The organism is Micromonospora sp. KC606 (assembly GCF_004348675.1).
In the GTDB taxonomy this organism is placed as follows: domain Bacteria; phylum Actinomycetota; class Actinomycetes; order Mycobacteriales; family Micromonosporaceae; genus Micromonospora.
Window position 1 is genome coordinate 1 of sequence record NZ_SMKN01000146.1, and the last position, 14,617, is coordinate 14,617.

At 75.7% G+C, this 14,617-nt stretch carries 3 protein-coding genes; all 3 read left to right on the top strand.

What is annotated here, in order from left to right; all coding sequences use genetic code 11:
- Positions 1-2,216 (top strand): type I polyketide synthase (locus tag E1193_RS22705; RefSeq protein ID WP_132185210.1); only part of this gene is annotated, 2,216 nt, incomplete at its 5' end.
- Positions 2,213-7,159: a type I polyketide synthase gene (locus tag E1193_RS22710; protein WP_132185211.1), complete on the top strand. Its 4,947-nt coding sequence runs from the start codon at positions 2,213-2,215 to the stop codon at positions 7,157-7,159. The genes E1193_RS22705 and E1193_RS22710, both read left to right, overlap by 4 nt.
- A partial coding sequence (locus E1193_RS22715) for a type I polyketide synthase (protein WP_132185212.1) occupies positions 7,152-14,617 on the top strand: 7,466 nt, incomplete at its 3' end. The genes E1193_RS22710 and E1193_RS22715, both read left to right, overlap by 8 nt.

Here is a 14,617-nt window from a genome sequence, read left to right on the forward strand (position 1 = left end):
CCCCCCTCACCGACTGGCCACCACCACACGCCACACCCATCGACCTCACCAACGCCTACCCCCGCCTCGCCCAACAGGGCTACCACTACGGCCCCGCCTGCCAAGCACTGCACACCGCCTGGCAACACCACAACACCATCTACGCCGAAGTCCACCTTCCCGACACCAACAACGGCTACACCCTCCACCCCATCCTCCTCGACGCCGCCCTGCACACCCTCCTGCTCGCCCGGGAAGCCGAGCCGGCTGGCGCGCCCAGCCGCCCCGTGCTGCCGTTCCTCTTCAGCGGCGTCACCCTCTACGCCGCCGGGCACTCCGTGCTGCGGGTGCGGATCTCGCAGGCAGGGCCGGACGCCGTCGCGCTGACCGTCGCCGACCCGTCTGGGCTACCCGTCGCCACCATCGACTCCCTGATCACCCGGCCGGCGGCCGAACTCGACCACCTCGGCCGGGACGCGCTGTTCCGGTTGGACTGGGTGGCCGCCCCGGAGACGAGCCCAGTCACCGCCGATCCGGTCACGCTGACCGTCCCCGCGGCGACCGGTCAGGTCGACGTCCCGGCACACGTCCACGCGGTCACCGCCGGCGTGCTCACGTCGGTACGCGACTGGCTGTCCCTCGGCGAGACCGCGGCCTCCCGGCTCGCCGTCCTCACGTCCGGCGCGGTGGCGGCCCGACCCGGCGACCGGGTGGACCTCGCGGCCACGGCGGTGTGGAGCCTGGTACGCGCCGCCGAAGCCGAGCACCCTGGCCGGTTCCTGCTTATTGACGGCGACGGGCGGGACATCTCACCGGCTCAGGTGCGTGCCGCCCTGGCCGCCGGCCGCCCGGAGGTCGCCATACGGGACACCGAGCTGCTGATCCCGCGGCTGACCGCGGCCCGCGCGACCGGAGCCGCTCCGGGCTGGGACCCGGCGGGCACCGTGCTTATCACCGGCGGTACCGGTGGGCTCGGCGCGCTGCTCGCTCGGCACCTAGTTACCGACCACGGGGTGCGTCATCTGGTGCTGACCGGCCGGCGGGGACCGGCCGCGCCCGGGGCCACCGAGCTGCGCGACACGCTGGCCGCGCTCGGCGCCGACGTCCAGCTCGCCGCGTGTGACGTCGCCGATCGGGAGGACCTGGCGAAGCTCCTCGCCGCCATCCCGCAGCGGCATCCGCTCGTCGCCGTGGTGCACGCCGCGGGCGTGGCGGACAACGGGCTGGTGGAGGCGATGACCGCCGACCGGCTGGCCGCCGTCCTGCGCCCCAAGGTGGACGGCGCCTGGCACCTGCACGAACTGACCCGCGAACGGAATCTCGCCGGGTTCGTGCTGTTCTCCTCGGCCGCCGGCCTGGCCCTCGGCGCCGGGCAGGCCAACTACGCGGCGGCCAACGGCTTCCTGGACGGGCTGGCCCGGTACCGCCGGGCGGCCGGCCTGCCTGCGGTCTCGCTGGCCTGGGGGCCGTGGGACAGCGCCGCCGGTGGGATGACCGGCGAGCTGGACCGGGCCGGGCTGCTTCGCCTGCGACGGCTGGGCACCCCGCCACTCTCGCCGCAGCGCGGGCTCGCCCTGTTCGACCTCGCGATCGGGGTACCGGACGCCACCGTCGTACCGCTGCTGCTGGACCTGCCGGCGCTGCGCGCCGCCGGCGACGAGGCCCCGCCGCTGTTGCGTGACCTGGCCGGCCCGCCGGCACCCCGGCGGCCGGCGGCCACCGCCGCCACTCTGCCCGGGCAGGTCGCCGCGCTGCCGGACGCCGACCGCGACGATTTCCTGCTCGGCGTGGTGTGCGCCCGGATCGCCACGGTGCTCGGCCACCCATCCGCGGACGCAATAGTCCCGACCAGGGCGCTGCAGGACCTGGGTTTCGACTCGCTGGCCGCGGTCGAGCTGCGCAACCAGCTCGGCGCGCTGACCGGGCAGACCCTGCCGGCCACCCTGGTCTTCGACCATCCGACGCCCGCCGCGCTCGCCCGGGAGCTGCGGGCCCGGCTCGACCCGGGTCGACTCGACCCCACCCGGCCGGCGCTCGCCGAGATCGAGCGCCTCGGCGGGACGCTGGCCGCGCTGGCCGCGACCCCGGGGGACCGGACCAAGATCACAACTCGGCTGGAGGCGCTGCTGCGCGGCTGGCGCGCCGCCGACCAGCCGGACCGCGAGCCGGTCCTGCTGCACGCGGCCAGCGACGAGGAGCTCTTCCAGGTCCTCGATGACGAACTGGGCATCTCGTGAGCGAGCGCAGCGAGCGAATCAGCAGACTCAGCGAGCCGACCAGCACCGAGGATCGGCTCCGCGACTACCTGCGCCGGGCCACCGCCGACCTGCGGGAGGCGAAGCAGCGGCTGCGGGACAGCGAGGCCGACGCCACCGAACCGATCGCGATCGTCGGGATGGCCTGCCGCTATCCGGGCGGGATCGGCTCGCCGAAGGAGCTGTGGGATCTGCTGGTCGCCGAGCGGGATGCGATCGGCGAGTTCCCCGCCGACCGGGGCTGGGACCTGGCCAGCGTCTACCATCCGGATCCCGAGCAGCCCCGCCGCAGCTACGTTCGGCACGGCGGGTTCCTCTACGACGCGGCCGAATTCGACGCGGACTTCTTCGGGATCAGCCCGCGCGACGCCCGCCGGGCCGATCCCCAGCAGCGGATCCTGCTGGAGGTCGCCTGGGAGGCGGTGGAGCGGGCCGGCATCGACCCGGCCGCCCTGCGCGGCACCCCCACCGGCGTGTACGCCGGCCTTATGTACCACGACTACCTGCTCGGCAGTCCGGGTGGCAGCCTGGTCTCCGGCCAGGTCGCGTACAGCCTCGGCCTGGAGGGGCCGGCGGTCACCCTGGACACCGCGTGCTCCTCGTCGCTGGTCGCCATCCACCTGGCCGGCCAGGCTTTGCGTCGCGGCGACGCGACGCTGGCGCTGGCCGGTGGGGTCACCGTGATGGCCACGCCGGAGATGTTCGTCGAGTTCAGCCGGCAGCGCGGCCTCGCCCCGGACGGCCGCTGCAAGCCGTTCGCCGCGGACGCGGACGGCACCGCCTGGTCGGAGGGGGTCGGCGTGCTGGTGCTGGCCCGGCTCTCGGACGCGGTGCGGGCCGGGTACCCGGTGCTGGCGGTGATCCGCGGCTCCGCGGTCAACCAGGACGGGGCGAGCAACGGGTTGACCGCCCCGAACGGGCCGTCCCAGGTGCGGGTCATCGAGCGGGCGCTCGCCGCCGCCGGCCTCGCGCCGTCCGATGTCGACGTCGTGGAGGCGCACGGTACCGGCACCGCGCTGGGTGACCCGATCGAGGCGCAGGCGGTCATCGCGACGTACGGCGAGCGGCCCCCGGACCGTCCACTGTGGCTCGGCTCGGTCAAGTCGAACCTGGGCCACTCGCAGGCCGCCGCGGGTGTCGCCGGAGTGATCAAGATGGTGCTAGCGATGCGGCACGGCCGGCTTCCCCGGACCCTGCACGCCGACCGGCCGACCCCGCACGTCGACTGGTCCGCCGGCACGGTCCAGCTGCTGCACGCGGCCCGGGACTGGCCGGAGCCCGGCCGGCCGCGCCGCGCCGCGGTCTCCTCCTTCGGGATCAGCGGCACGAACGCACACCTGATCCTGGAGCAGGCGCCCGCCCCGGCGCCGGTGACCGGCTCCGCGCCGGCCACCGGCCCGGCCGTGGTGCCGCTGGTGCTGTCCGCCCGGTCGCCGGTGGCGCTGGCCGAGTCGGCCCACCGGCTCGCCACCCACCTGGCCGCCCACCCGGACGAGCCACTGGTCGACGTGGGGTACACGCTGGCCGGCCGGTCGGCGGTCGAGCACCGGGCCGCGGTCCTCGGCGCCGACCGCGCCGAGCTGCTGGCCGGGCTGCGCGACCTGGCCGCCGGACGGGCCGGCGCGGGTACCGTCACCGGGTACGCCGACCTGCGCGGCCGTACCGTGTTCGTGTTTCCCGGGCAGGGGTCGCAGTGGGCCGGCATGGCGACCCGGCTGCTCGCCGAGTCCCCGGTCTTCGCGGCGCGGATCGCTGAGTGCGAGCGGGCCCTAGCCCCGTTCGTGGACTGGTCGCTGACCGCGGTGCTGCGCGGCGAACCGGATGCCCCGCCGGCCGACCGGGTGGACGTGGTCCAGCCGACGCTGTGGGCGGTGATGGTGGCGCTGGCCGCCGTCTGGTCCGCCTACGGCATCGTGCCCGACGCGGTGATCGGCCACTCCCAGGGTGAGATCGCCGCGGCCTGCGTGGCCGGCGTGCTCCCGCTGGACGGTGGTGCCCGGGTGGTCGCCCTGCGCAGCCGGGCCATCGGCGAGGTGCTCGCCGGCCGGGGCGGCATGCTCTCGGTGGGCCTGCCCGCCGAGCGGATCCGCCCGCGGCTGGCCGGCTGGCCCGACCGGATCTGGGTGGCCGCCGACAACGGTGCCGCGTCGGTGGTGCTGTCCGGCGACGGCGCGGCGCTCGACGCGCTCCAGGCTGAGCTGACCGCCGCGGGGGTGGAGCGGGTCAAGCGGGTACCGGTGGACTACGCCTCGCACTGCGCCCAGGTCGAGGAGGTCCGCGACCGGCTGCTCACCGACCTGGCCCCGGTCGAGCCGGGGGCGGGGACGGTGCCGATGATGTCCACCGTCACCGGCGAGTGGGTCGACGGGACCGCCCTGGACGCCGGCTACTGGTTCACCAACCTGCGCCAGCCGGTCGCGTTCGCCCCGGTGGTGCGGGCCCTCGCCGCCGCCGGCCACGTCCGGTTCGTCGAGGTGAGCCCGCACCCGGTGCTGGTGCTGAGCATGCAGGAGACGCTGGAGGAGGCGGAGCTGCCGGCGGTGGTGGCCGGAACGCTGCGCCGCGGCGAGGGCGGGCTCGACCGGTTGGCCGCGTCCGCCGCCGAACTCTACGTCCGCGGAGCCACCCCGGACTGGTCCGCCTTCTGCCCCGGTGGCCGCCGCACCGAGCTGCCCAGCTACCCGTTCCAGCGTCGGCGCTACTGGTCGGACCCGACCCCGCCGGCCCCGGCGAGCCGGCCGGCGGGCGCGGTGGACGGCGGATTCTGGCAGGACGTGCGGCGCGGCGACGCCGACGCACTCGGCGCGCGGCTGCGCGTCGACGCCGAACGGCTGGCCCCAGTGCTTCCGGCGCTCGCCAGCTGGCACGCCGATCAGGTGCGCGATGCGGCCATTGACCGCTTCCGGTACCGGCTGGCCTGGCGCCCGCTGCCGGACCCGCCACCGCGTAGCCACACCGGCACCTGGCTGCTCGTCGCGCCGCCGGGTGCCCCGCTGGCCGGGATCCTCACCGACCGGCTGGCCGCGCACGGCGCGACCGTGCGCTGCGCCGAACTGGACGGCACCGACCGGGCCGCGCTCGCCGAACGGATCCGGGCCGCGCTCGGCGACCGTACTCCCGCGGGTGTCCTCTCCCTGGCCGCGCTGCCCGGCCCGGACCGGCCGGCGACGGCCGCTCTGCCCGGCCGGGACCAGCCGGCGGCGTTCGCCGGCGCGGCGGTGCCGCCGCCGCTGTCGGCCACCGCGCTGCTGGTGCAGGCGCTCGCGGACGCCGGGGTGACCGCTCCGCTGTGGTGCCTGACCGTGGGCGCGGCCGGGGTCGAGCACGACGCCGACGTCGACCCGGCGGCCCGGTCGGTCTGGGGGATGGGGACGGTGCTCGCCCTCGACCGGCCGGACGCCTGGGGTGGCCTGATCGACCTGCCCACGCCGCTCGACGCGCGGGCCGCGGACCGGGTCTGCGCCGTGCTGGCCCACCCGGACGGTGAGGACCAGCTCGCCATCCGCCCGTCCGGCCTGCTGGCCCGGCGGCTGGTGCGGGCGCCCGCTCCGGCTCCGGCCAGATCCTGGCGGCCGCGCGGCACCATCCTGATCACCGGCGGCACCGGCGCGGTCGGTGCCCATCTGGCCCGGTGGCTCGGTCGGGCGGGCGCCGAGCACCTGGTGCTGACCAGCCGGCGTGGGCCGGACACCGCCGGGGCCGCCGAGCTCTCGGCCGAGCTGGCCGCGCTCGGCGCCAAGGTGACCGTCGCCGCCTGCGACGTAGGCGACGCCGGCGCGCTGAGCGCGCTGCTCGACGGGCTCGCCGGCGGGCCACCGCTGACCGCCGTGCTGCACGTGGCCGGGGTGCTGCCCGAGGAGACCCCGCTGGTCGACCTGTCCCCGGCCGAGTTGGCCCAGACCATCCGAAGCAAGGTGGCCGGCGCGGCGCACCTGGACCGGCTGCTCGCCGACCACCCACTGGAGGCGTTCGTGCTGTTCTCCTCGGGCGCGGCGATCTGGGGCAGCGCCGGGCGGCCGGGGTACGCGGCCGGCAACGCGTTCCTCGACGGGCTGGCCGAACGCCGCCGGGTCCGGGGGCACCCCGCCACCTGCGTCGCCTGGGGATCGTGGGGCGGTGGCGGCATGGTCGACGAGGCCGCCGGGGAGCAGCTGCGCCGGCTCGGGCTGGGCGCGTTGGACCCGGCGCTGGCCGTCGAGGCGCTGGCCCAGGCGGTTGGCCGGGACGAGAGCGGGCTGGTGATCGCGGACATTGACTGGGCCCGGTTCACCCCGGTCTACACGCTGGCCCGGCCCCGCCCGCTGCTGCGGGAGCTGCCCGACGCCCGTGCGGCACTCGACCGGGAGGCCGAGCCCGGCGCGTCCGCCGGCGCCCCGGACGCGGCACCGCTGGCGGCGCGGCTGGCCGGCCTGACCCCGGCCGAGCGGACCCGGGCCCTGCTCACGCTGGTACGCGAGCAGGCGGCGGTGGTACTCGGGCACGACGAAGCGGCGGCGGTCGCGCCGGAGCGGGCGTTCAAGGAACTCGGCCTCGACTCGGTGTCCGCGGTCGACCTGCGTAACCGGCTCAACGCCGCGACCGGGCTGAAGCTGCCGGCCGCCGTCGCCTTCGACCACGCCAGTCCCCGGGCGCTCGCCGAACACCTGGGTACCCGGTTCGGCGGCGGCCCATCGGTGCCCCCGCTGGCCGCCCTGCTGGACCAGCTCGAAGCGCTGGTGGCCGGGCTGCCCGCCGCCGAGATCGAGCGCTTCGCCCTGCCCGCCCGGCTGCGGGCGCTGGCGAGCACGGTACACGGCGCACTTGGCGGGACCGGCGGCCGGGCGGACATCGAGGAGCTGCTCGATGGGGCGACCGCCGACGACGTACTCGACCTTCTCGACCACGAGCTGGGATCCGACCGGGTGATGAGGAGCTCGAATGGCTGACGACGAACGGCTTCTCGGTTACCTGAAGCGGGCCACCGTGGAGCTGCACCAGACCCGTAACCGGCTGCGCGAACTGGAGGACGCCGACCGGGAGCCGCTGGCCATCGTCGCGATGAGCTGCCGCTACCCGGGGGGCGCCGACACCCCAGAGCAGCTGTGGCGGCTGGTCGCCGAGGGCGTGGACGCGATCGGGCCGTTCCCCACCGACCGTGGCTGGCCCACCGGCGTCCGCTACGACGCCGACCCCGACCGCCCAGGCACCAGCTACGTGCGGACCGGTGGCTTCCTGCCGGACGCCGCGGGGTTCGACGCGGGCCTGTTCGGCATCTCGCCCCGCGAGGCGGTCACCATGGACCCGCAGCAGCGGCTGGTGCTGCACCTGGCCTGGGAGGCGTTCGAGCGGGCCGGGATCCCACCCCGCTCGCTGCGTACCGCACCGGTTGGCGTGTTCGTCGGCAGCGGTGGCCAGGACTACTACGACAACCTGGCGCCGGCCGCCGCCGAGCTGATCGACGACTACCTGAGTACGGGCAACGCCGCGTCGGTCATCTCCGGCCGGGTCGCCTACGCGTTTGGCCTGGAAGGGCCGGCGATGACCGTGGACACCGCCTGCTCCTCCTCGCTGGTCGCGATCCACCTGGCCGGGCAGGCGCTGCGGCGGCGCGAGTGCACTCTGGCGCTGGCCGGCGGCGTGATGGTGATGAGCGCGCCCGGACCGTTCGTGGCGTTCAGCCGGCAGCGCGGGCTGGCCCCGGATGGCCGGTGCAAGCCGTTCTCGGCGGCGGCGGACGGGACCGGCTGGTCCGAGGGGGCCGGCCTGCTCCTGCTGGAACGCCTGGGCGACGCCCGGCGCAACGGACATCCGGTGCTGGCGGTGATCCGCGGCTCCGCGGTCAACTCCGACGGCGCCTCCAACGGGCTGACCGCGCCGAACGGCCCGGCCCAGCAGCGGGTTATCCGCCGGGCGCTGGCCGACGCCGGCCTCACCGCGGGCGACGTCGACGCGGTGGAGGCGCACGGCACCGGTACCGCGCTGGGCGATCCGATCGAGGCGCAGGCGCTGCTCGACACGTACGGCCAGGGCCGGTCCGCCGACCGTCCACTGTGGCTCGGCTCGGTCAAGTCGAACATCGGGCACGCCCAAGCCGCCGCCGGGGTGTGCGGGGTCATCAAGATGGTGCAGGCTATCCGGCACGGGCAGCTGCCCCGGACACTGCACATCACCGAGCCGTCCGACCAGGTGGACTGGTCGGCCGGCGCGGTCCGGCCGCTCGTCGAGGCGCGCGAGTGGCCCGGCTTCCCGCGCCGCGCAGGGGTGTCCTCGTTCGGGGTCAGCGGCACCAACGCGCACCTCATCCTGGAGCAGGCGACCGAGCCGGCCGGTGGCGCCGAGCCGAGCGAGGAGGCCCGGGTCGTGGCCGGGCCGGTGCCGTGGCCGGTCACCGGGGCGACGGCGCAGGCGCTGCGCGCCCAGGCCGGTCGGCTTGCCGCGCACCTGGCCGCGGAGCCGGCGACCGCCGCCACCGACCTGGGCTATGCGCTGGCCACCACCCGGTCGCCGCTGGCTCATCGCGCGGTGGTGCTGGTGGACCGGCCGGACGACGGGCCGCGCGGGCTGGCCGCGCTGGCCGCCGGTACGCCCGATCCGGCCGTGCTGCGGGGCACCGCCGGCGAGGGGCTCACCGCGCTTCTCCTCTCCGGGCAGGGCGCGCAGCGGGCCGGTATGGGCCGCGGGCTGTACGCCGCCTTCCCGGCCTTCGCGGCCGCCTTCGACGAGGTGTGCGCCGGCTTCCACCTGGATCACCCGCTGCCCGACGTCATCGACCGGCCCGAGCTGCTGGACAGCACCGGGTACGCCCAGCCCGCGCTCTTCGCGGTGCAGGTCGCGCTGGCCCGGCTGCTGGCGAGCTGGGGAATCGTGCCGGATCTGCTGCTCGGGCACTCGCTGGGCGAGCTGACCGCGGCGCACCTGGCCGGCGTACTTTCCCTGGCCGACGCGTGCACCCTGGTCGCCGAGCGGGCCCGGCTGATGGCGGCGCTGCCACCCGGCGGCGCGATGGTGGCCGTCCCCGCCACCGAGGACGAGATCCGCCCGCTGCTGACCGACCGGGTGGGCCTGGCCGCGGTCAACGGCCCGAACGCGGTCGTCGTCTCCGGCGACGCGGACGCGGTGGCCGAGCTCGCCGCCCGGTTCCCGACCAGCACCAGGCTGCGCGTCTCGCACGCGTTCCACTCGCACCGGATGGAGCCGATGCTGGCCGAGTTCGGCCGGGTCGCCGAGGGGCTAACCTACGCCGAGCCCGCCGTACCGGTGGTGTCCAATGTGACCGGTGCGGTGGCCACCGCGGATCAGCTGCGCACCGGGGCGTACTGGGTCCGGCAGGTGCGCGAGGCGGTCCGGTTCCGGGACGGGATCAAGGCGCTGCGGGCCGCCGAGGTGACCCGGTTCGTCGAGGTCGGCCCGGACGGGGTACTCACCGCGCTCGCCCGGGAGTGCCTCGCCGGCGAACCCGAACCGGCGGTGCTGACCCCGCTGCTGCGCCGCGACCGCCCCGAACCGGACACCGTGCTGGACGCCCTGGCCCAGCTCTACGTCACCGGCGCCGACGTCGACTGGGCGGGCGTCTTCGCCGGCGGGGCGGCCCGCCGGGTGGCCCTGCCCACGTACCCGTTCCAGAGCCGGCGTTACTGGCTGCGGGGGCGCGGCGGCGGCGATGTCAGCGGCGCCGGCCTGGACCCGGCCGGGCATCCGCTGCTGGGCGCCACGATCGCCCTGGCCGGCACCGAGGGCACCGTGCTGACCGGCCAGCTGTCGGTGCACCAGCAGCCCTGGCTCGCTGACCACGCGGTCGCCGGGGTACCGACGCTGCCCGGGACCGCGCTGCTCGAGCTGGCCCTGCGCGCCGGCGCTCAGGTGGGCTGCGGCCGGGTCGAGGAGCTGACCCTGCACCAGCCGGTGCGGCTGCCGGCCGGGGGCGCCGTGCAGGCCCAGGTCACCGTCGAGGCCGCAGACCCGACCGGCGGGCGCGCGATCGGCGTGTATACCCGCCCCGCCGACGCCGACCGGGACGAGCCGTGGACCCGGCACGCCAGCGGCACGGCGCGCCCGCTGACCGGCGAACCCGGCGCTGGCCTGGCCCAGTGGCCGCCCGCCGGCGCCCACCCCATCCCGCTGGACGGGCTCTACCCCGAGCTTGCCGCGGCCGGCCTCGACTATGGGCCCGCCTTCCAGGCGCTGGGCTCGGCGTGGCAGCGGGGTGAAGAGATCTTCGCGGAGGTACGGCCGCTCGACGGCGCGACCGGGCCCGTTGACCGGTACGCCCTGCACCCGATCGCCCTCGACGCCGCCACGCACGCGCTGGCCCGGGCCGACGGCGGTGGCACGGGGCGGGCCCCGTTCTCCTGGACCGGGGTGGAGCCGCACGGCTCCGGTACCCCGCCGGCCCGGGTCCGGTTCACCCCGACCGGGGCGGACCGGTGGGCGGTGACCGTCGCCGACGCTGCCGGCGCACCGGTCGCCTCGATCGACACGGTCGCCTTCCGGCCGGTCGCCCCCGTGTCCGCGGCCGCTCCGCTATACCGCGTCGCCTGGCAGCGGATCCCGACCGGTGGCGGCACCGCCCCGGTTGCCGGGGTGGAGCTGCTGGAGGTGACCGGTGGGCTTGACCCGGCCACGGTTCGGGCCGCCGGCCACCGGGCCATGCACGCGGTGCAGGACTGGCTGGCCCGGCCAAGTACCGGAACCCTGGTCGTGGTCACCCGGGGCGCCGTGCCGGCCGGCGGTGCGGAGGTGACCGACCTGGCCGCCGCCGCGGTCTGGGGCCTGCTGCGCTCCGCCCAGGCCGAGCACCCGGACCGGTTCGTTCTGCTCGACGCGGACCGGCCGGCGCGGGTACCGGAGCTGCTGGCGGAGCTGCTGGCCACCGGCGAGCCGCAGCTCGCGCTCCGGGACGGCCAGCTCTACGCCCCCCGGATCCGCCGGCTCACCGTCGCCGACGTCGCCCCGCCCCGGTTCGCGCCGGACGGCACTGTGCTGGTCACCGGCGCGTCGGGGGCGCTGGGCGGCGAACTCGCCCGGCACCTGGTCACCGGCTGGCAGGTGCGGCACCTGCTGCTGGTCGGGCACCGGGGCACCGACCGGCTGAGTGAGCTGGCCGGGGAGCTGACCGAGCTGGGCGCCCAGGTCGGGGTGGCGACCTGCGACCTGGCCGACCGCGCGGCGGTGGCCCGGCTGCTCGCCGAGGTACCCGCCGCGCACCCGCTCACCGCGGTCGTACACGCCGCCGGGGTGCTGGACGACGGGGTGCTCACCGCGTTGAACCCGCAGCGGCTGGACGCGGTGCTCGGCGCGAAGGCGGGCGGCGCGCTGCACCTGCACGAGCTGACCGCCGGGCTGTCCGCGTTCGTGCTCTGCTCCTCGGTCTCCGGTCTGCTGGGCGGGCCCGGACAGGGCAACTACGCGGCGGCGAACAGCGTGCTCGACGCACTCGCCGAGCACCGCCGGGCCCAGGGCCTGCCCGCCCAGTCGCTCGCCTGGGGGCTGTGGTCCGCCGGCATGGGCGACGGTGGTACCGGCGGGCACCTCGCCGACCTGGGCGGCATCCAACCATTGTCCATAGTGGAAGGGCTGGCACTGTTCGACGCGGCGCTGGGCAGCACCGAACCGACCGTGCTGCCGGTGCGGCTGGACCTGGACGCGCTGCGTTCCACCGTCCGGGAACTGCCCCGGCCGCTGTACGGGCTGGCCGGCCGGCGCGCCGCGGCGGCCCGGTCCGGTGGTGGGCTCACCGACTTCGCCGGGCCGGACCGCGCGGGCGCCCTGCTGCACCTGGTGCGCACCTCCGTGGCCGGCGTGCTCGGCCACGGATCGGCCGCCGAGGTGCCCCCGGACGCCCAGTTCCAGCAACTCGGCTTCGATTCGCTGACCGCCATTGAGCTGCGCAACGCGCTGAATGCGGCGACCGGGCTGCGGCTGCCGGCCACCCTCACCTTCGACTACCCGACCGCCGCCGCACTCGCCGCGCACCTGGCCGGCGAGCTGTCCGCCACCGGTCCGGCCACCGTCGAGGAGCGCCGGCCGGCCGACCGGACCGCCGAGCCGATCGCCATTGTCGGCATGGCGTGCCGGCTGCCCGGCGGCGTACGCGGCCCGGCGGACCTCTGGCGGCTGGTCGCGGACGGCGTCGACGCGATCGGCGAGTTCCCCACCGACCGCGGTTGGGACCTGGCCGCCCTGCACGACCCGGCCGGCCACCGCCCCGGCACCAGTTACGTACGCCACGGTGGCTTCCTCTACGACGCCGGCGACTTCGACCCCGGCTTCTTCGGCGTCTCCCCCCGCGAGGCGGCCACCCTCGACCCCCAGCAGCGGCTGCTGCTGGAGGTCTCCTGGGAGGCCCTGGAGCGCGCCGGCATCGACCCCGGCACCCTCCGCGGCAGCCTGACCGGGGTGTACGCGGGCGTGCAGTTCCACGACTACGTGGGCAGCAACAGCACCGGCTCGATCGTCACCGGCCGGATCGCCTACACCCTCGGGTTGGAGGGGCCGGCGGTGAGCGTGGATACGGCGTGTTCGTCGTCGCTGGTGGCGTTGCACTGGGCGGCGCACGCGCTCCGGCGGGGGGAGTGTGAGCTGGCGCTGGCCGGTGGGGTGACGGTGATGGCCACCCCGGAAACGTTCGTGGAGTTCAGCCGGCAGGGCGGCCTCGCCCCGGACGGCCGGTGCAAGGCGTTCGCCGCGGACGCGGACGGGACGGCCTGGTCCGAGGGCGCCGGCATGCTGGTGCTGGAGCCGCTGTCCGCGGCCCGCCGCAACGGCCACCCGGTCCTCGCCGTGCTGCGCGGCAGCGCGGTCAACCAGGACGGCACCTCCAACGGGCTGACCGCGCCGAACGGCCCGGCCCAGCAGCGGGTGATCCGCCGGGCACTGGCCGACGCCGGCCTCACCCCGGCCGACGTGGACGCCGTCGAGGCGCACGGCACCGGCACCCGGCTCGGCGACCCGATCGAGGCGCAGGCGCTGCTGGCGACGTACGGCCGGGACTGCGAGCGCCCACTGTGGATCGGATCGGTGAAGTCGAACCTGGGGCACACGCAGGCGGCGGCCGGGGTGACCGGCGTGATCAAGATGGTCCTCGCCATGCGGCACGGCGAACTGCCGCGCACCCTGCACGTCGGCAGTCCGTCCGAGGAGGTGGACTGGTCGTCCGGCGCGGTGCGCCTGCTGACCGAGCCGGTCGACTGGCCCGAGCACGGGCACCCCCGCCGCGCCGGGATCTCCTCGTTCGGGGTCAGCGGCACCAACGCCCACGTCATCATCGAGCAGGTGCCCGAGCCCGTCCCGGGCGACCGGCCGGCCCCGGCCGGCACGCTGCCCTGGCCGGTCTCCGGGCGTAGTCCGGGGGCGTTGCGTGCGCAGGCGGAGCGGTTGCTCGACTACTTGGACGAGGAGCCGGACCGGGATCTGCGGGATGTGGGGTTTTCGTTGGCGACCGGGCGTTCGGTGTTTGAGCATCGGGCTGTTGTGTGTGGTGCTACCCGGTCCGATTTTCTGCGTGGGTTGACTGGGCTGGCTGATGGCGAGTCGGTGTCTGGTGTGGTGTCCGGGACGGTGCTCGACGGTGGTACGGGTTGGTTGTTTTCTGGTCAGGGTTCGCAGCGTGTGGGTATGGGTCGGGGTTTGGCTGGCCGGTTCCCGGTGTTCGCGGAGGCGTTCGCTGAGGTGTGCGCGGTGTTGGACGGGTTGTTGGAGCGGCCTCTGAGTGCTGTGTGGGATGAGCCTGAGTTGTTGGATCGGACGGGGTTTGCGCAGCCGGGGTTGTTCGCGGTGCAGGTGGCGTTGGCTCGGTTGTGGCAGTCCTGGGGTGTGGTGCCGGATGTGGTGGGTGGGCATTCGATTGGTGAGTTGACGGCTGCGTATGTGGCGGGGGTGTGGTCGCTGGAGGATGCGTGTCGGGTGGTGGCCGCGCGGGCGCGGTTGATGCAGGCGCTTGCTCCGGGTGGGGCGATGGTGGCGTTGCCGGTTTCGGAGGAGCAGGTCCGGGCGGTGTTGCCTCCGGAGGTTGATGTGGCGGCGGTGAATGGTCCCCGCGCGGTTGTGATCTCGGGTGCGGAGCAGGCGGTCCTGCGGGTGGCGGATGGGTTTGCGGGGTCGCGCAGGTTGCGGGTTTCGCATGCGTTTCATTCGCGGTTGATGGAGCCGATGTTGGCTGAGTTCAGCCAGGTGTTCGCGGAGGTGGAGTTCCGTCAGCCGCGGATTCCGGTGGTCGGTGCTCGGGTGGATGATGCCGCGTTTTGGGTGGGGCAGGTGCGGGATACGGTGCGGTTCGCCGACACGGTGACCGCGATGCGCGGGCAGGGTGTGGGCCGGTTCGTGGAGATCGGCCCGGATGCCACGTTGAGCGGGTTGGTGGCGCAGTGTCTGGACGGGGCGCCGGTGAGCGTGACCGCGAGTCTGCG